Origin of the sequence: Actinomadura rubteroloni (genome assembly GCF_002911665.1) — a bacterium.
Taxonomy (GTDB): Bacteria; Actinomycetota; Actinomycetes; order Streptosporangiales; family Streptosporangiaceae; genus Spirillospora; species Spirillospora rubteroloni.
Window position 1 is genome coordinate 1,720,807 of record NZ_MTBP01000002.1, and the last position, 21,785, is coordinate 1,742,591.

The following is a 21,785-nucleotide window of genomic DNA, read 5'->3' on the forward strand; positions in this document are numbered from 1 at the left end:
GTCATATCCGCTCCCGCGGTGTCTCGCCCAACATCGTCAGTCCGTTGCCGAGGGCGACGCGCGCCGCCCGCGCCAGTGTGACGCGGCTCGCGTGCGCCGCCCCGGGTTTGGAGTCGCCCATGGGGAGCGCGGGACAACGTTCGTGGACGTCGTGGTACGCGGCGGCGAGCCGCTCCAAACAGAAGGCGAACGGCCGGGGATCCTGTTCCCGCTCGGCCTGCGCGGCCCGGCCGGGAAGATCGGCGAGGTGCTCGGCGAAACACTGTTCCGCTTCCGCCTCCACCCTCGGCTCCCCCGCCCGCACGCCCGCCTCCGCGGCCCACCGCTCAGTCCAAACTGCACGCGCATACGCGTACCGCACGACGAACCCGGGGTTCTGCCAGGTGCGGGGCCGGTCGTCCCAACCCATGCGGGGAACGTCGGCACGCCCAAACGCGGCCCCTTCACCGATCGCCCCGGTGACGACACGCGCGGGATCGACGGTGATGACGAGCATCCCGTCACCCTGAACGTCCAGAACCCCGTCGATCTCACGGAGCCGCCGCGCGATCTGTTCGGCGTCCAGGCCCGCCTTGAGCGCGACCGCGGTGGCGTACCGACCGGCTCCACGGACGCTCAACACCAAGTCACCGGGCGCGAGAGGGCGTCCGGCTGCGCAGGCGAGGGCGGCGCCCAACTCCGCGGGGGTCACCCTGGTGAGACTATCTGACCACTATCTGGACACCACAGCGAGTTTCCGGACCGTCTGGATGAGCTGATTCGGATCGAACGGCTTGGTCACGTAGGCGTCGACGCCGATCTCATGCCCCCGCCGAACATCATGCTCCTGCGCCCGCGCAGTGATCATGACGACCCGGATGTGCCGCGTCCCCTCGTCCTCCTTGAGCCGCAGCGCCGTGACCCACCCGTCCAGCCGAGGCATCATCACATCGAGCGTGATCACGTCCGGCCGAACCTCACCGACCCGCTCCAGGCAGTCCTGCCCGTCCACGGCCGTCTCGACCGCGAACCCCTCCAACTGCAGGTTCACCGCGATGAGCTGCCGGATGACCTCGTCGTCATCGACGACCAGCACGCGTCCCAGTGGCTCGCTCACGCCAACGAAAGTAGCCGACTCCCCGCTCCCCCGCACAGCGAACCAACACCCAACACCACCCCCGCAGCCAGGACACCACTCACGCACGCCCAAGCCCCCCGCTGACGACGCACCCCCGCCCCCGAACAAACGAGGTGCACGACCACCGACCAACCCTGGTAACCTTTCCTCGCGCCGCAAACCAGCGGCCACGCCCCCTTAGCTCAGGGGATAGAGCAACGGCCTCCGGAGCCGTGTGCGCAGGTTCGAATCCTGCAGGGGGCACCTTCCGAGAACAGCCAAAACCCCGGTTGACCAGGCGCTATGCCAGTCACCGGGGTTTTGTGTCCGTGCAGCCGAATGCCACCGAAAGCCGCCGTGCGTCACCATCCACGGAATATTCACGGAACGGCGTCGGTGGCATTGTCCCAGGTCGCGCCCAGCAAAAGAGCCCCGGCACGGAACACCGGGACTCTTCACACTAGCGGCCAAGTGCCGCGTCCATCCGCGCGAACCAGTGGCCGTCGTCGCCGTCCAGACAGTGCGCGTACGTCCGTTGCAGCACCTCGACACTGTGGCCGGCCCACTCGGCGACGTAGACGGCCGGGACTCCCGCGTTGAGCCTCCAGGACACCCCCGCGTGCCGGAAGTCGTACGGCTTTCGGGCAAGCGGACTCTTCACCTGGGCCGCCGCCAGCGCCTTCGGTCTGGCCTTGTCGAGCACCTGCCACAGCGTCGAAGGCTGATAGACGCTCCCCCGCGTGGTCTCCCGGACGGCCCGGACCGCGTTGGTCGAGGTGAACACGACCCACTCGTAGCGTCCGGTGACCAGGCCCTTGACGGCCCGTTCCATCTGCTGCGGCGTGCGCGGCGGCTCCACGGAGATGGTCGGGACCTCGTCGGGCACCGCGCCGTAGCCGCGCAGCCGCGTGGACAGCGACTCGGCCTGCTCCTTGGTGCGCGGGACGAGCACGCGCCACCCGAACAGCGGCTTGGTCTCGAACCACGACAGACCCCCCACCGGCCGGAACAGCCGTCCGTCCGCAGCGGTCCCGTAGGCGTCCAAGTGCGCCATGAGCAGCGTGACCAACTCGGGCGGGATCGGAACCGGCCGCCGCGTGCCCTCGGCGCGTCCCTTGAGCCCCCGCTCTTCGTGAACCTCGCCGTCGTCGGTCCACTGCTTGCCCGCCGCCGACATGACCCGCTCCAGCTCCAGCGTGCCCCAGCCTGTGGCCGGAAGGGACACGCAGTTGTCCCGGCGCAGGTAGACGGCCTCCGACGGCCGCATCATGCCGTAGTACATGCAGCCGAACAGCGCGACGAGGCGAGGCCCCTGCGTCTTGCCGACGTCCCCGATCGCGTCCAGGAGCGCGGCCACCTGGTTCGGATTGGGCACCCGCCGCTGGTCGATCTCGTGCACGACTTCCGGCGGCTTCCAATCCACGTCGTCGGGGTTGGCGAGCGGATTTGCCGAAAGCTGTTTCTCCCGCACGGCGTACTTGAGCGCCCCGTAAAAGACCCGACGCCGACGCCGGTAGTACTGGGGCTTCGAGGGCTTGCCGTTCAGGTTCGTCGCGCACGCGTCCAGCGCTTTCGCGACCGTCTTGGCGTCCTCCAAGGCCGACACCGGGACCGACGCCTTCGCCACCCATTGCAGAGCCGCAGCGATCTCGTCCGGCTTGTCCGCGTCCCTGCGCGGCGGGTTGAACGCGTAGTTCCGGAGCGCCAGCCGGAGCGTCTTCGGGTCGGGAGCGCCCCGCCGGCTCTTCACCAGGACCGGCGTCACGGCCATCAAGCCCTCGACAACCGACACACGGCCCTTACCGGCGATCTTCGGCCACCGGTCGTCAATGAAGTCGCAGGCCAGCGCATACCAGGTCGTGGCCGCCTTCTCCCAGGCCATCGAGTCGGGCAAGCCCGCTTCGACATCGAACGCCTCACGCTCAGCAGCCGACACCAACCGCGACTTGTAGCGATCAGCTTGCGTCTTCCGCTGGAACGTCTCGGAGTGCTCGCGGCCGGCTACGGCCCAGCGCACCGTGTACGAGCGCACCGAACGCTTGCCGTTCCTGGTGGTGTAGTTCGGCCGGATCTCCCACACCCGGACCTTGTTCGACTTCACGCCGCTTCCTCGCTGAGTCCGTCGAGCCATTCACGGAAGTCGCAGCGCCGGATCCGGAGTTCCCCATTGGGGAGCTTGAGGCAGGCCGGGGCAAGGCCGAGTTCGCGCCAGCGGTAGAACGTCCGCCGTGAGAGCCCGCCAAGCTCCGCGAGAACCTGCGGAACTGTCATCAGTTCGAGGTCGTCACCGTTGCTCACGCTGCCTCCCGAGCAGTTGCCGAAAGTTCGGGCGCCGTCGCCCGTTCCAGTTGTTCGCGTCGTCGGATGCGTTCGTTGATCAGGTGCAGGAGCCGCCGGTCAGGCGACTTCACGTCCGGGTCGGCAGGTCCGGCGCGTTCCCACACGAACGGTCTAGTCGGGTCGGGCGTGGCGACGTGAATGCCCGCTTCGGCCAGCCGCGCCAGCACCCAAGCCGTGCGGTCGTTCTTGTGGTCGGTGAGGGTTTTTCCGGACCATTTGCGGGAGACCAGGACGCGGCGTCCGCCGTAGCCGAGGTGTTCGGGCCGGTGGGCTTTGCCCTTGCAGAAGCCGGGGACCAGCCCCTTGCGCGGGTTCTTGGGCTGGACGCCGTAGCGCAGCCAGTTCGCGCACGTGGGCGAGCATGGTTCGTACCTCAGGGCTTCGACCATCCGGTTAACGTGCTCGCGCTGCCTGCCGGTGGTGGGTTCGTGGCATTCGGCGGTGTTCTTGACCAGGTACTTGGTCAGGTAGCCAATGAGCTTGCGGGACTGGGGACTGTCGGCCACGACGCCTTGTGCGTCGATCTGGCGTCCCAACCGAGCCACATGCAGAGGTTCGGCGGTCTGGTCCAGGCCGATGCGGTCAAGGGCGTCGTCCCAGGTGGTCAGCACTTCGCCGGTCTCAGGGTCGAGGTAGCCGCCGCTCTCTCCCGCCGCCGCATCCCACACCGGCAACCGCTCCCCGGAGTACACGACGCGATCGGTAGGCGGCCACCACACTTGGTGGTACGTGGCCGCGACGACGCGGCGCAGGTCGGCACGGGAAATGGTGCCGCGAATGGCCATGTGCAGGTGTGGGGCGAGGCGGCGTTGGGGTTCGACGGCGGCGAAGTACTGGACGTCGTAGCCGACGAAGCGGCGCAGGTTCTGCACGAACCGGTCGACCAGCTTGGAGAAGTGCAGTGCGTCCCGCGCCGCCCGCGTGTAGTCGTAGGTCGCCGGATCGACCGGAGTGCCGTCCGAGCGGACCCGCCCGTAGGAGTCGAGGGGCGGCGGCGCTCGCGCCGTTGGCGCGGCCTGCCGCCCGCGCGGCCGGCCGCGCATCGCTGCGTGGCCGCGCTTATCGGTCACCGGCCCGGTCCGCTGGGGTCGCGCCGCCCAGGACGAGTCGACGCCGGAGCGAGGAAGCCGTTCCGGCGACGAGGAGCAGGCCGTGAACGTGGTCGGGCATCGTTCCTGTCACGGTCGGTTAGGGGAGTCGGTTGCGCGTGCGCTACTGGGGAACCCCGTGGTTCCCCAGAACCCCTCCTGGACCCGGAGGGCACTCCCGCGCGAATCGGCCTGTCAAGGGTCGAGCACCGTTCGCGCGGGAGCACCCACCGGACAGGTCCGTTCGTCTGTTGCGGTCGGCGGCTGGCGAGGGAGACAAGCAGGCTGTGGAACCGGTGCCGCCCGATGCCCGCGTGGCAGACTCAACTCATGACCGACCGGTGGCCCGAGATCGATGAGAACATCGTGAGCCACCGCATCATCCCGGCCATGATGATCTTGCGAGAGGTGTTTGGCTACGACATCCGCGAGGCAATCGATGCCTTCGACGCCCGGTACTGGTTCCTTCGCGAGACCCGGCCGGATGACTTCACGGTCGGCCCCGAGGAGTACGGCAGGCACTTCTACAGCTGACGTTCAAGATCCGGAACATGCGCGGAACGGGCGGGCGTAGGAGGTTCGGGACGGACAGCCCCAGCACAGGCCAGCGGTCCTGTGGCCGGTGATCTGGGAAGCGCCCTCCGGAGCCGTGTGCGCAGGTTCGAATCCTGCAGGGGGCACTTTCCCGGAACAGCAGGATCTCCGGTCGACCAGGCGAAACGCCGGTCACCGGGGTTTCTCTCACAGGGCACCAGAATCGCCGACCACCAGCCGTCGCGGAACTTCTGCCGTTAATCACGCAAGATCATCTCGAGTAATTGGGCGCGCCCAGCGCACACTAGGACTTTTCATTCGACGCCGCGTGGCGCCGCGCCGACTCCCGCCAGAACGTCGTGCGGCCGGGGCGCCGGGCAGCCACGCGAAGTCGCGCATCGTGACGCATCCGCCGTCCGCTCCGGTCTCGGGCCTGGCGCCCTAGTGCTATTGGCAGTGGTCGCGGCGCTGCTCGACGCGGGCGAGTACGTCGGCCCCCAGCTCGCTCGCAAGATCTGTCATCTCTGCCAGCTCAGCCCGAGTGACCGGCCGGTCTTGCTCGACGAGCCAGTCCGCAACCGATTCGATCGCCAGGCCATGCTCAGCATGCGCGAGGAACTCCGTGCCCCAGCGAACTTGTTCAACCGTCAAGCGGTCCGCCAGCAGACGCAGGAGCGCCGCCATGCGCGCCTCCCATTCACCAAGGGCGAGGTAGCCCTCATCGCGGTACAAGCCCATGAGGCATCTCTATCGGCCTTCCGCCACATCGCCAAATGGATTAAGGCGTGCTGTCGGCTGGGTTGGAAGGGGCGGGGATCCGTCGACCCGATGTGTTGAGGATGGCGGCACCCTTCGGCCGTCACTCCTTGATGGCTCTACGTCCCTCGGCAGAACCCGTCCGCCGCCGGGCACGTCACGTCGAGTAACTCCCCGTCAAGGCGTGTGACGGGCGGTAGTTGGACGGGCTGACGGAGACTCGCCTGATGCGTCGGGCGCGGGCGAGGGGGCGGTGGGTTGGTTATAGGGGGGATTCTTCGTCTGGGTCGGTGGGGGTTTCGGGGCCTGTTGTGGCGAGGGTTTTCATCCAGTCGTCCAGGTCGGTGCGGAGGACTCGGGCGGTTCCGTCGATGACGGTGTGGGCCGGGGTGTTGCCCTCGGCTCGCCACTGCTGCCATTCCTCGGGGGTGATGTCGAGTTCTACGCAGATCTGCGGGACGGTGAGCCAGCGGCTCGGCTGGGTCTTGTCGGCCGGCCTCGGGAGGACTCCCGTTCTGAGGGCGTCGCGGGCTTCGGCGGGGTTGAGCCAGGGGGAGTCGCTGAGGGAGCGCATCCGGTCCTGCCAGGCGGCCAGGTCGGCGCGGTGGACTCGGGTGACGCCGTCGGGGCCCGTCGTGGCGGTCGGGGCGGTGCCCTCGTCCTGCCAGGTGTCCCAGACCTGCGGGCTGATGCTCAGCAGGGTGCAGAGTTCGGGCAGGGTGAGCCACCACAAGGCGGAGAAGTCCTGCGGGGCGGACGGACGATCGGTGGTCATCTGGTGATCCATTTCGTGGCGTCCATGAGCGGGGCGTAGCCGGGGCCGTCGTCGGCCTGGTGACGCTTCGCGGTCGGGGCCACGGCCGCGGTCTCACCGCCGGGCGGGATCGCCTCGTGGTCGTCGCCGACCGGAAGTTCGGTCACATCGTCATCGTAGATGAGGCAAGTGTCCCGCAGGCTCGATCGCGCACCTTCCGCGCCATACGCGCCCGCCCCTCCGGCTTGCCGGGACGTTCGCTCAGGTCAGGACGTTGCCACGCATCAGTCTTCGGCGGCTGCGTGGGGCGCCGGTCTTGCCGGGGGTTCTTCCGGATGGGGCGACGGGGGCCGAACAGGGCACCGGTCTCGCCTTCCGCATGTGACCGTCAGGGGCGTTGGGGCGGGAGCGCGTTGTGCTGGAGTCGAGTGGCCCTGGCCCGGTGCGTTGGTGACTGCCTGACGAATTCAGTTTGTCATCTAGTGCGCAAATCATCTGCGGTAGGGGCGGGGCTCATCGTTAGATCCAACGGGCGGCTCACGCGCTTTATTCCTGCACGTCGTGAGGCATATCTCACCGTTCGCGACGGTCATTTCGCGGGCGTTGCGGCGTCTTCTTTGTGGTGGCGCGGGGTTGGGCTTCGGCCCTCGGGGAGGACGTCGTGGAGTTGCGGCATGTCGAGGCGTTTCTGGTGCTGGCGGAGGAGTTGCACTTCGGGCGGGCCGCTGGGCGGATGGGTGTCACGCAGGCCCGGGTCAGTCAGCTTGTGCGGGAGTTGGAGCGGGAGGTGGGGGCTCCGCTGTTCGAGCGGACGACGCGGCGCGTCCGGCTCACGGCGCTCGGGATGAGGTTCCGGGAGTCCGCGGGGGCCGGGTACCGGCAGATCTTCGAGGCGTTGCGGGACTCGCAGAGTGCCGCCCGGGAGGTCGCCGGGGTGCTGCGGGTCGGATATCTGCCCGGGCTCGGCGACTGTGCCGTTCGGCTCGCCGGTCAGATGGAGGCCCGGCATCCGGGGTGCGAGGTCGTTGTCGGAGCGCTCGGATTTCCCGCTGCGCTGCTGCCGCACGACCTGCTCGTCGACGGCGCCTGGGACGTCGTCCTGTCGTGGGCGCCGTGCGGGGACGGCCGGGCTCTGGCCGCGGCGGGGCTGGCCGCCGGGGCGGCGCTCGGCCGTTATGAGCGCGCGGTGCTCGTTCCCGAGGGGCATCCGCTCGCGCGGTGCGAGACCGTCCATGTGGACGTGCTCAGCCAGTATGAATTCCTCAACCCGAGCAACAGCGTTCCACCGGCATTGCGGAATCTGTGGACGGCGCAGGGCACGCCCTCGGGGCTGCCCCTCCGCTACACGGATGACGACCTGGCGGCCATGGCCGGCAAGGACGACCTCACGGCCGAGGACCTCTTGCTGCTCGTCGCGCGCGGGCGTGGGCTGTACCTGACGGTCAACGCCGTGCAGAAGCGGTTCAACTTTCCAGATCTCGCGTTGGTGCCCGTCCACGGGGTTCCGCCCCGAGGCGGTGTGCCGATCTGGTCCGCTGCGGCGGAGAACGCTACGATCCGTTCTTTCGCCGCGCTCGTCGGCGAGCACGGGCAGCGGGTCGCGAAAAAGTCTCACGAATCATTCATAAGCCGCGCTTAATGATGTGTAAGCGGATCGGCGTTGATGAACGGCCATCGGTCTTGAAAAGATGATCGACGGTGTCGATCACCGTTTGTCGCCGAAATCGTGAAACATTACTGAGGCGGTCATGTCCATCTTCAGTCATCGCAGCATCCCCTGGCAGGCCCGCGCCACCGTCCTCGCGGTGGTCCTGGCCGTGTCGGGCGCGGTCGCGGACGGCGGGCCGGCGCTCGCCGAGCCGTCCCCGTCATCGCAGGTGTACGACCACAGCAAGGAGAAGGGCACCGCGCCCGGTGCGCACGGCGCCCTGACCAAGGCGTTCTCCACCACCGAGCTTTCGGTGAAGTTCAAGACCGATCGCGGGATCCGGATCCGCGGGCACCGGTTCGAGGCGGCCGACGGCGCGGACGCCGACAAGATCACGGCTCTGCTCGCCAAGTACCCCGGCGCCTGGATCAAGCCGCTGTCGAGCCGTCCCGAGAAGGACGTCACGGACGAGCGGGTCAAGCTGGAGAAACGGTCCGGCCAGAAGCTGCCGGACCTGAACTCCTGGTTCACCGTCTTCGTGCCGAAGGGCCTCCAGTCCCTGCGCGACGAACTCAACAAGCTCCCGTTCGTCGAGATCGCCGTCGCCAAGCCGGCGATCAGCTCCCCCACCGAGCCGCTCCGCTCGTACCAGGCCTACCGCAACGCCGTCGGGTCGTCCGCCGGCACCGGTATCGAGGCCGACTTCGCCAACGCTCAGGCGGGCGGCAAGGGTGACGGGATCACCGTCACCGACATCGAGGTCAGCGACCGGCTCGGCAACGGCATCAACGCCACTCCCGGATCGGCCGCGGCGGGTGGGAAGCACTCGCTGATGGTCGACAACACGTCCGCGCACGAAGTGTGGGCGTGGGGCGACAACACCCTGGGCCAGCTCGGGGACGGGACGACGACCAACCGTCCGGCCTCGCTGACGAAGGTGTCCGGGCTGACGTCGGTGAAGGCCGTCGCGGCCGCCGGATCGTTCTCCGTCGCGCTGAAGACCGACGGCACCGTCTGGACGTGGGGCGCCAACGACCACGGGCAGCTCGGCACCGGCAGCTCCGCCCCCAAGAGCACCGTCCCGGCGCAGGTCGGCGGGATCACGAACGCCGTCAGCATCAGCGCCGGGTCCACCGGGAACGTGCTGGTGGCTCTGGCGGACGGCACCGTCAAGTCCTGGGGCAGCAACGCCTACGGGCAGCTCGGTAACAGCAGTGTCACCGGCAACTCGAACGTCCCGGTTACCGTCACGGGATTGACCGGCGTCTCCACCGCTTTCGGCGCCGTCGCGTCCGGGTGGGGGCATTCGGCCGCCGTGCTCGCCAACGGCACCGTCAAGACCTGGGGGCTCAACGCCAACGGGCAGCTCGGCGACAACACCACGACCAACAACCCCACGCCGACCGCCGTCTCCGGCCTCACCGGTGTGAGCGCGGTCAGTGCGGGCGCGTTCCATACGCTGGCCCTGTTGTCCAGTGGGGTCGTCAAGGCTTGGGGCTACAACGCCCAAGGTCAGCTCGGCGACGGCTCCACGACCGACCGGCACTCCCCCGTCTCGGTGTCCGGGCTGACGAACGCCACCGCGGTCACCGCGGGCGACCTGTTCAGCGCCGCGATCCGCAACGACTACTCCGTCGTCGGCTGGGGCGACAACGACAAGGGGCAGCTCGGCAACGGCAACAACACCGACAGCACCGTCCCCGTCCAGATCTCCGGCACCGGATCCGCCGGGACGATCGCCGCGGGCAGCCGGCACGTCGTCGCCAACTTCCTCGTCGCGGACCTCGACGTCTGGGGCGACAACGCCAACGGGCAGCTCGGGACGCTCTCGACCGCGAACAGCAACGTCCCCGTCCACCCGAACGATCTCGCCAACACGCAGTGGAACAGTTGCCACGAGGACCTGGCGAACCGTCCGGCGCCCGCGGGCGCGCCCGTCCAGGTGCCGCAGCTCGGCGGCAGCCCCTGCTACCCGGGCTCGCACGGGACGCCGGTCATCGGCATCATCGGCGCGCAGGACGACAACAACCTCGGCATGGCGGGCATCGCGCCGCACTCCAAGCTCCAGCTCACCCACTACGCCACGCCCGGCGGGCCTATCTCCTACGCCACGTCCCACTCCCAGTCCGGTGACGTGATCCTTCTGGAGCTGCAGGTCAACGGCTACCCGGTCGAGATCGACCCGCTGGTGTACGACCAGATCAAGCTGGCCGTCGCCGCCGGGGTCACGGTCGTCGAGGCGGCCGGCAACGGTGACCACAACCTGGACAACCCGAGCGATCCGGACGCCGTGACGATCATGGGACGGCCCGACTCCGGCGCGATCATGGTCGGCGGGGGCGAGCCGCCGAGCCTCGGCGGCGTCAATTGCGAGGGCTCCAACCGTCCCGCCGCGCGCACGGCCATGGCCTACACCACCTACGGCACGCGCGTGGACGTCCAGGCGTACGGCGCGTGCGTCGCGTCCGCCGGAACGCCCGGCTTCCAGGACCTGTCGGCGACCCAGACCGACCCCAACAAGATGTACCGCAGCACGTTCAACGGGACGTCGAGCGCCAGCCCCATCGTCGCCGGGGCCGTCGCCGCGCTCCAGGGCGTCGCCAAGCAGCGGGGCGCCGTCCTGACGCCCGCGCAGGTCCGCCAGATCCTCAAGCAGACCGGCACCGCGCAGCCCACGGGCGACACCCGGCACATCGGCCCGCTGCCCAACCTGCAGGCCGCCATCAATTCCCTCTGACCGTGAGCGCCGCCGCACCGGCCGACCGGTGCGGCGGCCCGTTTCACGGGTTCAGGTGGACGGGCAATGTCACATGGCCATTGGAAATGAAGCTCGGACTGGGCTTCAGTTCCTCGGCCGGCACGGCCAGGGACAAGTCCGGGAAGCGCTCGAAGAGGGCCGGAAGGGCGATCGCGGCCTCCGCCCGGGCCAACGGCGCGCCCAAGCAGAAGTGGACGCCGTGGCCGAACGCCAGGTGGTCCTTGGTGGGACGCGTGACATCGAAAGCGTCCGCGTCGCCGCCGTTCAGTTCCGGATGACGACCGGCCGCCGAATAGGACGCGAGAATCGCCTCTCCCTGGCGGATCGTCGGGCCGCCGGGGATTTCGACGTCCTCGACGGCATAACGCAGCGGAAGATGCGCGACCGGCGCTTCGTAGCGCAGGGCTTCCTCAATGGCGTCGTTCCACGTCGCCCGGCCTGCGCGAATGTGCGCCAACTGGTCGGGGTGGGTCAGCAGGGCCGCGATCGCCTGGTCCAGAAGGTTGACCGTCGTTTCGTGGCCCGCCGAAATGACCAGCAGCAGCGTGTCCAGCAGTTCCTGCTCGGCGAGGACGGATCCCTCTTCGTCCCGCGCGTCGATGAGCACGGATGTCATGTCGTCGCCGGGCGCGGCGCGTTTCGCGGCGACCAGGTCGGCCAGCAGCGCGTACAGGGCGTGCGTGTTCGCCGTCTGCTGCTCGACGGTGAGCGTCGTGTCGAAGACGCCGTCGACCATGCGGCGGAAGTCCGGCCCGGAACTGGCGGGCAGGCCCATCAATTCGCTGATGACGCGGATCGGCAGCGGATAGGCGAAGCGTTCGCGCAGGTCGACGGGCCCGGACGAGGCGGCGAGGTCGTCCAGGAGCGCGGCGGTGATCTGCTCGATGCGCGGGACGAGCGCGGCCGTGCGCCGGGCCGTGAACGCGGGCGCGATCAGGCGGCGCAGCCGCCGGTGGTCGTCGCCGTACGCGGTGAACATGTTCTGGACGGCCACCCACAGGTCCAGCGGCCAGATGCCGACGATCTCGTCGGGGAACTTCGGCCAGTGGCGGTGGGCGCTCTTGGAGACGCGGGGATCGGTCAGCAGCCTCTTGAGGACGTCGGGGTCGCTGACCGCCCACGCCTCGACGCCGAGGACGTCCACTCGCGCCGCCGGGCCGCGGGCGCGGAGTTCGGCGTCCTCGGCGTGGCGGTCGCCGCCGTCGGCGCCGAGGACGAGGATCTGATCCTGGCTCATGCGGGCCTCCTTGACGGGGGACGCCCGGCAATACCGGGAAGCCGTCCCCGACTTGCTCGGGCGCACCGAAAGCGGCGCTCTCGAATAGGGCAGTGTAGGTGCCCCATCCCGGCAATGCATCAGGAACCGGCGAGTAAATGCCAAGACGGCACGAATTGGCCGCCGACCGCCGTGGCTAACGGCGGAATCCCGCGATTGAGCGGTCCAGAATAACCGACGCCGCCGCGCCATGGAAGGCCCTTGCGTAATCACGCGAGTGCCGTATGCTGCCGTCCTGCTCTCGGGACCCCGTGGAGTTCCCACCCCCGCATTGGCCACTGCACACCGGCCAAACACTCCCAACCCGATACAAAACGGACAGCTTGATGACCACCCCACCCGTCCGCCCGCCCGTCGACGCGAAATGGCCACGCCGCGCACGGCGTTCTCCGGCCGGCATTGCGGAAATCCCGCGTCCGGGCGTCCCGCGGCCGCGGGCATAGTCCCCGGCGCGGACCGCCTTCGCTCACGAGGAACCGATGGACCAAACCCTGTTGACGGCGGCGCTCGCGTGCCTGGCCGCCGGGCTCGCCGCCGTCGCGGTCCTGCTCCTGCGCCAGCGGCAGATCACCGCGCGCCTGCGGCAGCGCAACGACGTGCTCGCCTACGAGATGCGCCTGCGCGAGGACGAGCTGCGCCACCTGGTCACCACGCGCCTCCCCGCGCTGGCCGAGGTCCCGCGCGACCATCCCGTGCCCGTCCCCGGCCCGCTGCACCGGCGGCCGGGCCGCGCCGACGAGCTGGAGGCGGTCCTCCACCTGGCCGCCGACCTCGTGGCGCGGGCGCGGACGCAGGCGGAGCAGTCGGCGACGGCGACGCTGCGGGCGATGATGCGCGCCGTCCAGAGCCTGGCGAACGAGCAGCAGGTCGCGATCTCGGCCATGCAGGAGCGGCACGACGACCCGGCCGTCCTGGAGGACCTGCTCCGCATCGACCACATGAACGCCCAGCTCGGCCGCCGCGCGCAGGCCACGGCGGTGCTGTGCGGGTCCTGGCCGGGGCAGCAGCGGTCGGCGTCGTCGCTCACCGACGTGGTGCGCGGCGCGACGTCCCGGATCCGCGACTACCTGCGCGTCCGCGTGACGTCCGAGGTGGGCGTCGCGGTGGTGAGCCGCGCGGTCGAGCCGGTGGTGCTCGCGCTCGCGGAGCTGCTGGACAACGCCGCCCGGCACTCGCAGCCGAGCACGCCGGTCGAGGTGAACTTCCAGCAGGCGCACAACGGCGTCGCGATCATGATCGACGACGCCGGGGTCGCGATGGACGGCGAGGACCTGGAACGCGCGACCCGCACCCTCGGCGGACGGCGCCGCATCGACGTCCACGCCCTCGGCGACCCCCCGCAGGTCGGCTTCGCCGTGACGGGCCTGCTCGCCGCGCGGTACGGGTTCTCGGTGTCGGTCGACACGCGGTCGCCCTACGGCGGCGTCCGCGCCGTGGTGTTCCTGCCGACGGCCCTGCTCACGCGCGTCCCGGACGAGATCGCACCCGTCCATACCGCCCCCGAGCCCGCCGACCGGACGCGGACGACCCCGGGCGGCCTGGTGAAGCGCCGCCGCGTGAGCGCCGCGCCCGCCGAGACGAGCGGCCTGAGCGGACCGGCGCCGGCCCGGCCGGGACGTCCGGCGCGGGACGTCGCGGCGGGCATGGGCGCCTGGCAGCGCGGCACCCGGTCCGGCCGCGCCACGGCCCCGCCCGACAGCGACCCGCCCGCAAGCGAAGGGGAGAACCTCCGGCCATGAACGACGTCTTCGACAACAAGCTGGGCTGGATGCTGGACGACGCCCTCCGGATGCCGGAGACGCGGTACGCGATCCTGCTCTCCGCCGACGGGTTGCTCGTCGCGCACTCCGCGCGGATCGACCGGGACGAGGCCGAGCGCCAGGCCGCCGGGATGGCCGGGCTCCAGTCCCTCGCCCGCGCCACCGCCGAGTTCTGCGGCACGCCCGACACCGTGTGGCAGCAGACCGTCAGCGAGTTCGACGACGGGTACGTCTTCCTCGTCGCCGCAGGTCCGGGCGCGTACCTGGCGGTGTCGGCGAGCCTGCACGTGGACATGGAGGCCGTCTCGTTCCGGCTCCAGGAACTCGTCCAGCGGCTCGGCGGGGAGCTGACGAGCCCGCCCCGCCACGTCGGCGGCGCGGCGTGACGGCGCGCCGCAGCCGTCGGGCGCTCGTCCGGCCGCACGTCGTGACGGGTGGACGGGCCCATCCGAGCCGCAACATCTTCGACCTCGTCACGCTGGTGGCCGGAACCGGACGCGCCGCCGCCGGGCTCACCCCCGAGAAGCGCCGGATCGCCGCGCTGTGCCGGGACGGCGCGCTGTCGGTCGCCGAGATCGCCGCGCACCTGGCGCTGCCGATCAGCGTCACCAAGGTGCTCGTGTCCGACCTGGTCGACAGCGGGCACCTCTCGCCGCGCGTCCCCGGCCCCGCCGACGAACCGTCCAAGATCGAGATCTTGCAGGAGGTGCTCGATGGACTCCGCGCTCGCCTCTGAGCACGCGCTCCACCTCCCCGACACGGTCCGGACGGCCGTGAAACTGCTGGTCGCGGGGCCGTTCGCGGTCGGCAAGACGACCTACGTCGGGACGCTGTCGGAGATCCGCCCGCTGCGCACCGAGGAGACGATGACGCAGGCGGGCGCGCCCGTCGACGACCTGACCGGCGCCCGCGACAAGACGACCACGACCGTCGCGATGGACTTCGGCCGCATCACGATCGGCGAGCGGATCGTCCTCTACCTCTTCGGCGTCCCCGGCCAGCAGCGCTTCACCCCGCTGTGGAAGGACCTGGCGCGCGGCGCGTACGGCGCGCTGATCCTCGTGGACACGAGCCGGCTGGAGGCGTCGTTCGACGTCATCGACCTCGTGGAACGGCAGGGCCTGCCGTACGCCGTCGCGGTCAACCGGTTCGACGGCGCGCCGGTCTTCCCCGACGACGAGGTCCGCGAGGCCCTCGACCTGCTTCCGTCCACACCGCTCGTCACCTGCGACGCGCGCGACCACGCGTCGTCGGTCCGGGCGCTGATCACGCTCGTCCACCACCTGCTCGCCGCCGACGCCCCCCAGGAGCACGCGTGACCCCCGCCGAGCCGTCCGGCTGCCCCGTCGACCACCGCGCCGCCCTGTACGGGCCGGAGTTCGCCGCCGATCCCGGCGCCGTCTACGCCGGACTGCGCCGGTACGGCCCCGCCGCGCCCGTCGAGCTGGCGCCCGGCGTCCCGGCGACGCTCGTCATCGGCTACCAGGCCGCGCTCGACGTCCTGCGCGACCCCGCGACGTTCCCGAAGGACGCCCGCGAGTGGCAGCGGACGGTGCCCGAGGACTGCCCGGTGCTGCCGATGATGATGTACCGGCCGAACTGCCTGTTCACCGACGGCGAGGTCCACGCGCGACTGCGGCGCGCCGTCACCGACAGCCTGGACCGGGTCGACACCGGCGCGCTGCGCGGCTACGTGGAGCGCAACGCGGACCGTCTCATCGACCGGTTCTGCGCGGACGGCGAGGCCGACCTGCTCGGTCAGTACGCCAAGACGCTGCCGCTGCTGGTGTTCAACGAGATGTTCGGCTGCCCGCCCGACATCGGCGACCGGCTCGTCTACGGCATGAGCGGCATCTTCGACGGCATCGACGCCGAGAAGGCCAACGCCGAGCTGACCCGGGCCGTCGCGGACCTCGTCGCGCTGAAGAAGGAGCATCCGGGCGCGGACGTGACGTCCTGGCTCATCCACCACCCCGCGCGGCTCACCGACGAGGAGCTGATGCACCAGCTCATCGTGCTCCAGGGCGCCGGGACGGAGCCGGAGCAGAACCTCATCGCCAACGGGCTGCGGCTGCTGCTGTCGGACGACCGGTTCGCGGGCGACCTGTCCGGCGGGAGCCTGCCCGTCGAGGACGCGCTCGACGAAATCCTCTGGACGGACCCGCCGATGGCCAACTACGGCGTCACCTACCCCGTCCAGGACGTCGAGATCGGCGGGGTCCACCTGCCCGCCGGCCGGCCCGTCGTGATCAGCTTCGCCGCCGCCAACACCGACCCGGCCAAGGAGTCGGGCCCGCGCACCGGCAACCGCGCCCACCTGGCCTGGAGCGCCGGCCCCCACACCTGCCCGGCGCGCGGCCACGCCCGGCTCATCGCGTCCGTGGCCCTCGAACGCCTGCTGGACCGCCTGCCCGACCTGGAACTCGCAGTCCCCGTGGACGAGCTGACGTGGCGCCCCGGCCCCTTCCACCGCGCCCTGGCGTCCCTCCCCGTCCGCTTCCCCCCGGTCCACGCCCCCGCGCCCCGGCAGTACGCGACCCCCACGCCCGCCCCGGCCCCCACTCCGACGTGGACCCCCGAGCCCCGCCGCTCCTGGTGGCAGTCCCTCACCCGCTGGTGGCGCGGCGAGTCACGCGGGTAGCTCGCCGGCTCCGGGCAGCACGCGGTGGCCGCGCAGCCGGGTGAGCGTGGGCCGGCGCGGGGTCGCGCCGACCTCCAGGCGCAGGCGCATCGCGGTGAGGAGCGCGGTCACCGCCCCGACGGACGCGAGGAACGCCAGGACCGGCACCGCGCCCTCGCCGGCGACGGCGAGCAGCGCGGCGCAGAGCACGGAGAGCGCCAGGCCGGTGATCGCCGACGCGCGCAGGGTCCGGCGGAGGCGCAGCGTCCGGTCCAGGGACAGGACGCGGACGGTGAACGTCCTGCCGCACGTCGCGCAGCGCACGGGCTCGTCCCGGCGGCCGTGGTCGGGCCGCTCCAAGGCGAGCGGATGCACCGCCCACCGGTCGCGGGTGACGACGACGCCGGGGGTCGTCGAGATGAGATGCCCGTAGCTCAGGCCGATGTACGGGCCTAACGGTCGTCCGGCCATGCCTCCTCCTGGAGGTGCGGTGCCCCGAACGCTAGTCGCGTCCGGGGCGCCGCACCTGGCCGGATGAGGTCAGAGCTTCTCGACCGGGGCGAAGCGCAGGACCAGGCGTTTCACGCCGTACTCGCCGCCGAAGTCGACGCTGGCCGCGGCCTTGTCGCCCTCGCCGTCCACCGCGACGACCGTGCCGAGGCCGAAGGCGTCGTGGGTGACCTTGTCGCCGGGGGTCAGGGACGGGACGGCGCGGTTGCCCGGGCCGGAGGCGAAGCCGCGCGCGGCGGCGGCCGTCAGGGCCGAGGGGCGGGACGGCTCCTTGCGCACCCAGTCCACCAGCGCCGTCGGGATCTCGGCGAGGAACCGCGACGGCGGGTTCACCTGCGGCGTGCCCCACGAGCTGCGCATCGACGCCCGGCTCACGTACAGGCGCTGGCGGGCGCGCGTGATGCCGACGTAGGCGAGGCGGCGTTCCTCTTCCAGTTCCTTCGGGTTGCTCATCGCGCGCAGGTGCGGGAAGACGCAGTCCTCCATGCCCGTGAGGAAGACGACCGGGAACTCCAGGCCCTTCGCGGTGTGCAGCGTCATCAGCGTGACGACGCCCTGGTCGCTCTCGGCGGGCCGCTCCCCCGGCGGGACGGGCGCGGTCTTCGCGCCGCCCGGGATCGAGTCCGCGTCGGCGACCAGCGCGACCTGCTCCAGGAACTCGACCAGCCGGCCGGTCGCGTCGCCGTCCTCGACGCGCTCCTCGTTTCGATCCTCGAACTCGCGGGCCACCGACTCGAGTTCGCGCAGGTTCTCGATGCGCGTCTCGTCCTGCGGGTCCTTGGAGTTCGCCAGTTCTTCCAGGTAGCCGGACCGGGTGAGCACCGCGTCCACGATCTCGGCGGGCGTCCGGGCGGGCACCAGCTCGCGCAGCCCGTCGATCAGCGTGACGAACCCGCGCACCGCGTTGATCGACCGCGTCGCCATGCCGGGGACGTCCTCGGGGAGCCGCAGCGCCTGCCAGAACGAGATCCGCTCGCGCGACGCGTGCGCCTCGACGCACGCCTCGGCGCGGTCGCCGATGCCGCGCTTGGGGACGTTGAGGATGCGGCGCAGGCTGACGGTGTCCTCGGGGTTGGCGAGGACGCGCAGGTAGGCCAGCAGGTCGCGGACCTCCTTGCGCTCGTAGAACCGGACGCCGCCGACGACCTTGTACGGCATCCCGACCCGGATGAAGATCTCCTCGAACACACGGGACTGCGCGTTCGTCCGGTAGAACACCGCGACGTCGCCCGGACGCGCCGCGCCCGAGTCGGTCAGCCGGTCGACCTCCTGCGCGACGTGCGCGGCCTCGTCGTGCTCGTTGTCGGCGACATAACCGACGATCCGGGCGCCTTCCCCCTGGTCGGACCAGAGCCGCTTGGGCTTGCGGTCGGCGTTGCGCTCGATGACCGCGTTCGCCGCCGACAGGATCGTCTGGGTGGAGCGGTAGTTCTGCTCCAGCAGGATCGTCTTCGCGTCGGGGTAGTCGCGCTCGAACTCCAGGATGTTGCGGATCGTCGCGCCCCGGAACGCGTAGATCGACTGGTCCGCGTCGCCGACGACGCACAGTTCGGCCGCGCCGAGGCCCTCGACCGGCGCGGTCAGCTCGCGGACGAGTTCGTACTGCGCGTGGTTGGTGTCCTGGTACTCGTCCACCATGACGTGCCGGAACCGGCGCCGGTAGTACTCGGCGGCCTCGGGGAACACCTGGAGCAGGTTGACCGTCATCATGATCAGGTCGTCGAAGTCCATCGCGCCCGCCTGCTGGAGGCGCGCCTGGTACATCTCGTACGCCTCGGCGAGCGTCTGCTCCATGTGGGTGGACGCGCGGGACTTGAACGTCTCGTAGTCGATCAGCTCGTTCTTCAGGTTCGAGACCTGGGCGCTGAACGACTTCGGCGGGTACCGCTTGGGGTCCAGGTCCAGCTCGCGGCAGACCAGGGCCATGAGCCGGGTCGCGTCCGCCTGGTCGTAGATCGAGAAGCTCGTCGGGAACCCGAGACGCTTGGCCTCGCGGCGCAGGATCCGCACGCACGCCGAGTGGAACGTCATGACCCACATCGCCCGCGAGCGGGGGCCGATCAGGGCGTCCACCCGCTCCTTCATCTCGGCCGCGGCCTTGTTGGTGAAGGTGATCGCGAGGATCTCGCCGGGGTGGACGTCGCGCTCGGCGAGCAGGTAGGCGATGCGGTGGGTGAGCACGCGCGTCTTGCCCGACCCGGCGCCCGCGACGATGAGCAGCGGTGATCCGGCGTGCTCGACGGCGGCGCGCTGCTGCGGGTTGAGGCCGTCCAGCAGGGGATGAACTTCGGTCTTCGACATCGCCGTCGAGTCTACGGGCCGGGACCGACGGTTTCCGTCCGTCCGCCCGTCCCGCGCTTCTGTCGGGGGCGCCTTCTAGGCTGGCCGGGTGGCGAACGTACTGGACGACTCCGAGATCAGCCGGGCCCTCGTGGTGATGGCCCACCCCGACGACGTGGACTTCGGCGCGGCCGGGACGGTCGCGCGGTGGACCGCGCGCGGCATCGAGGTCGTGTACCTGCTCGTGACCGACGGCGACGCGGGCGGCTTCGACGACGACGTGCCGCGCGAGCGGATGGCCCCGATGCGGCGGGCCGAGCAGGAGGCCGCGGCGGCGGTGGCGGGCGTGCGCGACGTCCGCTGGCTCGGCTACCCCGACGGACGGGTCGAGGCGACGCTCGCGCTGCGCCGCGACATCGCCCGCGTCATCCGCCAGGTGCGGCCGGACCGGGTGCTGACGTCCAGCCCCGACCGGGACTACACGCGCATTTCGCCCAGCCATCCCGACCACCGGGCGGTCGGCTCGGCGACGCTCGACGCCGTCTACCCCGACGCGCGCAACCCGTACGCGTTCCCCGAGCTGCTGGCCGAAGAGAAGCTGGAGGCGTGGACGGCCCGTGAGGTGTGGCTGAGCGCCGGCCCGTCCGCCGACCACCACGTGGACGTGACCGACGAGTTCGACACCAAGATCAAGGCGCTGCGGGCGCACGCGAGCCAGACCGAGCACATGGGCGACCGGCTGCCGGAGATGGTACGCGAATGGCTCACCGCGAACGCGCAGCGGGCCGGGCTGCCCGCCGGACGGCTCGCCGAAGCGTTCCTCGTGGTGCCGACGGCCTGACCCCGGCGCTGTATCGGGGCCCACAAACCGCGGACTCGCTTGTGGGCCGTCCCCGGACATGGTTACGTCGGCTTGGTCCGTACCCGGGGAGCCGCCATGACGTTGACGTTCGAGACCTCCGCCATGTCCACCGCGCCCGCCGCCGAGATCTTCAAGCACCTGGCCGTCGCGGCGGCGTGGAACTCCTGGGGGCGGTTCCCGACGAAGGTGCACCGGACGCGCGCGGGCGACGGGACCGGCAACGGCGTCGGCGCGGTGCGCAAGGTGCTGCTGGTGCGCGAGCGGGTGGTGACGTTCGACCCGCCGTCCCACTACGGATATGTGGCGCTGGCGGGGCTTCCGCTGCGCAACTACCGGTCGGACGTGTACCTGGAGCCGCGCGCGGGCAACACGCGGATCCGCTGGACGGCGGAGTTCGAGCCGAAGGTGCCGGGGACGGGCCCGGTCGCGCAGCTCGTGGTGGACCGGATGCTGACGTCGTTCGTCCGGCGGCTCGCGCGGCACGTGGAGCACTGCCCGGCGAACTGCCCGGCGCGCGATCCCGAAGCAATTTGATAGGAATAGTCGACTAAGCGTCGGTGTTGGCGCGACCATGAGCCTTGGTGTCGTGCTTTATCCGCCCGAGTCCGGCAATGCCGTGGACGGCGTCGTCGCCCATGCCCGCGAGGCCCGGGACGCCGGTCTGCGCTCCGTCTGGTGGGGCCAGCGGTTCGACTACGACGGGATCGGCCTGGCCGCCGTCGTCGGCCGCGAGGTCCCGGACGTGCGCGTCGGAACGTCCGCCGTCCCGATCTTCGAGCGGCATCCGATCCTGGTGAACGCCCAGGCCCAGACCGCCCAGGCCGCGACCGGCGGACGGTTCCAGCTCGGGCTCGCGCTCGGCGCGCCCGCGATCGTGGAGCCCGCGTTCGGCCTGAAGCACGAGCGGCCGGCGCTGCGGCTGCGCGAGTTCCTGACCGTCCTGCGGTCGCTGGCCGACACCGGGACGGTCGACTTCGCGGGCGAGACGATCACCGCGCGGGCCGTCCGGCCGGTCCCGCTGGCGGGGGCGGACCCGGCGCCGCTGCTGGTCGCGGCGCTCGGCCCGCACGCGCTGCGCGTCGCCGGGGAGCTGGCCGACGGGACGCTCCCGTTCCTCGCGGGCCCGCGCACGCTCGGCGAGCACATCGTCCCGGCGATCACGGCGGCGGCGGAGGCGGCCGGACGTCCCGCGCCGCGCGTCGTCGCCTTCCTGCCGGGCGCGGTCGTCCCGGCGGCGGAGCTGGACGCCGCCCGCGCCACGGCCGAGGAGCACTTCGCGTTCTACGACCGCATCCCGTCCTACCAGCGGGTCGTCGCGCTGGAGGGACGGGAGCGGGCGGCCGAGCTGGTCGCGCTCGGCGACGAGGACGCGCTCGCCGCCGAGATCCGCCGCTACTTCGACGCGGGCGCCACCGAGGTCGTCGTGTCCCAGAGCGACCTGGCGGGCGACGCGGCCCGCCGCCGCACCTTCGCGCTGCTCGGCGAGCTGGCCGGCTGACACCG

Annotated in this window: 22 protein-coding genes and 1 tRNA gene; 12 read left to right on the forward strand and 11 right to left on the reverse strand. The window is 70.9% G+C overall.

Annotation, left to right across the window (positions count from 1 at the left end):
• Position 1: 1 nt before the first annotated feature.
• The gene (locus tag BTM25_RS19415; protein WP_103564263.1) at positions 2-691 is read right to left on the reverse strand and encodes a DALR anticodon-binding domain-containing protein; all 690 of its coding nucleotides are present in this window, start codon (positions 689-691) and stop codon (positions 2-4) included.
• Positions 692-712: 21 nt separating this feature from the next.
• Positions 713-1,075 (reverse strand): response regulator transcription factor, encoded by a 363-nt coding sequence (locus BTM25_RS19420; RefSeq protein ID WP_103564264.1) that lies wholly within the window; start codon positions 1,073-1,075, stop codon positions 713-715.
• Positions 1,076-1,288: 213 nt separating this feature from the next.
• On the opposite strand from BTM25_RS19420, the gene BTM25_RS19425 reads away from it, so the two are divergent.
• Positions 1,289-1,360, forward strand: a tRNA-Arg gene (locus BTM25_RS19425).
• 196 nt (positions 1,361-1,556) lie between these two features.
• Here BTM25_RS19425 and BTM25_RS30415 read toward each other — a convergent pair.
• Genes BTM25_RS30415 through BTM25_RS19440 form a run of 3 tightly spaced genes read right to left on the reverse strand, consistent with a single transcriptional unit; the run spans position 1,557 to position 4,506 of the window.
• A complete protein-coding gene (locus BTM25_RS30415; protein ID WP_235828490.1) occupies positions 1,557-3,197 on the reverse strand; it encodes a uroporphyrinogen-III synthase in 1,641 nt (546 codons plus the stop codon).
• Positions 3,194-3,394 (reverse strand): helix-turn-helix transcriptional regulator, encoded by a 201-nt coding sequence (locus BTM25_RS19435; RefSeq protein ID WP_407923392.1) that lies wholly within the window; start codon positions 3,392-3,394, stop codon positions 3,194-3,196. The genes BTM25_RS30415 and BTM25_RS19435 overlap by 4 nt, the downstream gene beginning before the upstream one ends.
• Complete coding sequence (locus tag BTM25_RS19440; RefSeq protein WP_205648152.1) at positions 3,391-4,506, reverse strand: replication initiator; 1,116 nt, start codon at positions 4,504-4,506, stop codon at positions 3,391-3,393. The genes BTM25_RS19435 and BTM25_RS19440 overlap by 4 nt, the downstream gene beginning before the upstream one ends.
• Positions 4,507-4,854: 348 nt before the next feature.
• Between BTM25_RS19440 and BTM25_RS19445 the strand changes: the two genes are divergently transcribed.
• A complete protein-coding gene (locus BTM25_RS19445) occupies positions 4,855-5,058 on the forward strand; it encodes a hypothetical protein (protein ID WP_146059083.1) in 204 nt (67 codons plus the stop codon).
• Between the two features lie 447 nt (positions 5,059-5,505).
• On the opposite strand, the gene BTM25_RS19450 is transcribed toward BTM25_RS19445, so the two are convergent.
• The 3 genes from BTM25_RS19450 to BTM25_RS29750 form a co-directional block, all read right to left on the reverse strand.
• Positions 5,506-5,796, reverse strand: a complete 291-nt coding sequence (locus tag BTM25_RS19450; RefSeq protein WP_103564267.1) for a MafI family immunity protein — start codon at positions 5,794-5,796, stop codon at positions 5,506-5,508.
• A gap of 280 nt (positions 5,797-6,076) precedes the next feature.
• Positions 6,077-6,589: a MerR family transcriptional regulator gene (locus tag BTM25_RS19455; protein ID WP_103564268.1), complete on the reverse strand. Its 513-nt coding sequence runs from the start codon at positions 6,587-6,589 to the stop codon at positions 6,077-6,079.
• Positions 6,586-6,735 carry a hypothetical protein gene (locus BTM25_RS29750; protein ID WP_168212159.1) on the reverse strand — a complete coding sequence of 50 codons (150 nt, stop codon included), beginning with the start codon at positions 6,733-6,735 and terminating at the stop codon, positions 6,586-6,588. Before BTM25_RS29750 ends, BTM25_RS19455 begins: the two co-directional genes overlap by 4 nt.
• 494 nt (positions 6,736-7,229) lie before the next feature.
• On the opposite strand from BTM25_RS29750, the gene BTM25_RS19460 reads away from it, so the two are divergent.
• Entirely contained in the window at positions 7,230-8,207 is a 978-nt protein-coding gene (locus tag BTM25_RS19460) for a LysR family transcriptional regulator (protein ID WP_146059084.1), read from the forward strand.
• A gap of 109 nt (positions 8,208-8,316) precedes the next feature.
• Positions 8,317-10,953, forward strand: coding sequence for an RCC1 domain-containing protein (locus BTM25_RS19465; protein WP_103564270.1), 2,637 nt, complete (start codon positions 8,317-8,319; stop codon positions 10,951-10,953).
• A 43-nt stretch (positions 10,954-10,996) separates the two neighbouring features.
• On the opposite strand, the gene BTM25_RS19470 is transcribed toward BTM25_RS19465, so the two are convergent.
• Positions 10,997-12,211 (reverse strand): cytochrome P450 family protein, encoded by a 1,215-nt coding sequence (locus BTM25_RS19470; RefSeq protein ID WP_103564271.1) that lies wholly within the window; start codon positions 12,209-12,211, stop codon positions 10,997-10,999.
• A gap of 518 nt (positions 12,212-12,729) precedes the next feature.
• Here BTM25_RS19470 and BTM25_RS19475 point away from each other — a divergent pair.
• From BTM25_RS19475 to BTM25_RS19495, 5 genes are read left to right on the forward strand one after another with little or no spacing between them, the layout of a single operon-like run.
• Complete coding sequence (locus tag BTM25_RS19475) at positions 12,730-13,989, forward strand: ATP-binding protein (RefSeq protein WP_103564272.1); 1,260 nt, start codon at positions 12,730-12,732, stop codon at positions 13,987-13,989.
• A complete protein-coding gene (locus BTM25_RS19480) occupies positions 13,986-14,396 on the forward strand; it encodes a roadblock/LC7 domain-containing protein (protein ID WP_103564273.1) in 411 nt (136 codons plus the stop codon). The genes BTM25_RS19475 and BTM25_RS19480 overlap by 4 nt, the downstream gene beginning before the upstream one ends.
• Complete coding sequence (locus BTM25_RS19485; RefSeq protein WP_103564274.1) at positions 14,393-14,746, forward strand: DUF742 domain-containing protein; 354 nt, start codon at positions 14,393-14,395, stop codon at positions 14,744-14,746. Before BTM25_RS19480 ends, BTM25_RS19485 begins: the two co-directional genes overlap by 4 nt.
• Positions 14,724-15,329, forward strand: coding sequence for a GTP-binding protein (locus BTM25_RS19490; protein WP_103564275.1), 606 nt, complete (start codon positions 14,724-14,726; stop codon positions 15,327-15,329). Before BTM25_RS19485 ends, BTM25_RS19490 begins: the two co-directional genes overlap by 23 nt.
• Positions 15,326-16,651, forward strand: coding sequence for a cytochrome P450 (locus BTM25_RS19495; protein ID WP_235828491.1), 1,326 nt, complete (start codon positions 15,326-15,328; stop codon positions 16,649-16,651). Before BTM25_RS19490 ends, BTM25_RS19495 begins: the two co-directional genes overlap by 4 nt.
• Here the strand turns inward: BTM25_RS19495 and BTM25_RS19500 are convergent.
• Both BTM25_RS19500 and pcrA read right to left on the reverse strand, forming a co-directional pair.
• Positions 16,640-17,101, reverse strand: a complete 462-nt coding sequence (locus BTM25_RS19500) for a hypothetical protein (protein WP_103564276.1) — start codon at positions 17,099-17,101, stop codon at positions 16,640-16,642. The genes BTM25_RS19495 and BTM25_RS19500 overlap by 12 nt on opposite strands.
• 69 nt (positions 17,102-17,170) lie before the next feature.
• A complete protein-coding gene (gene pcrA, locus BTM25_RS19505; RefSeq protein ID WP_205648153.1) occupies positions 17,171-19,441 on the reverse strand; it encodes a DNA helicase PcrA in 2,271 nt (756 codons plus the stop codon).
• A gap of 88 nt (positions 19,442-19,529) precedes the next feature.
• Here pcrA and BTM25_RS19510 point away from each other — a divergent pair, with 88 nt between their 5' ends.
• From BTM25_RS19510 to BTM25_RS19520, 3 genes are all read left to right on the forward strand, one after another.
• Positions 19,530-20,261, forward strand: coding sequence for a PIG-L deacetylase family protein (locus BTM25_RS19510; protein WP_235828492.1), 732 nt, complete (start codon positions 19,530-19,532; stop codon positions 20,259-20,261).
• A 96-nt stretch (positions 20,262-20,357) separates the two neighbouring features.
• The gene (locus tag BTM25_RS19515) at positions 20,358-20,816 is read left to right on the forward strand and encodes an SRPBCC family protein (protein ID WP_103564277.1); all 459 of its coding nucleotides are present in this window, start codon (positions 20,358-20,360) and stop codon (positions 20,814-20,816) included.
• Between the two features lie 37 nt (positions 20,817-20,853).
• Positions 20,854-21,780 carry a TIGR03564 family F420-dependent LLM class oxidoreductase gene (locus tag BTM25_RS19520; RefSeq protein ID WP_103564278.1) on the forward strand — a complete coding sequence of 309 codons (927 nt, stop codon included), beginning with the start codon at positions 20,854-20,856 and terminating at the stop codon, positions 21,778-21,780.
• The last annotated feature ends 5 nt before the right edge of the window (positions 21,781-21,785 follow it).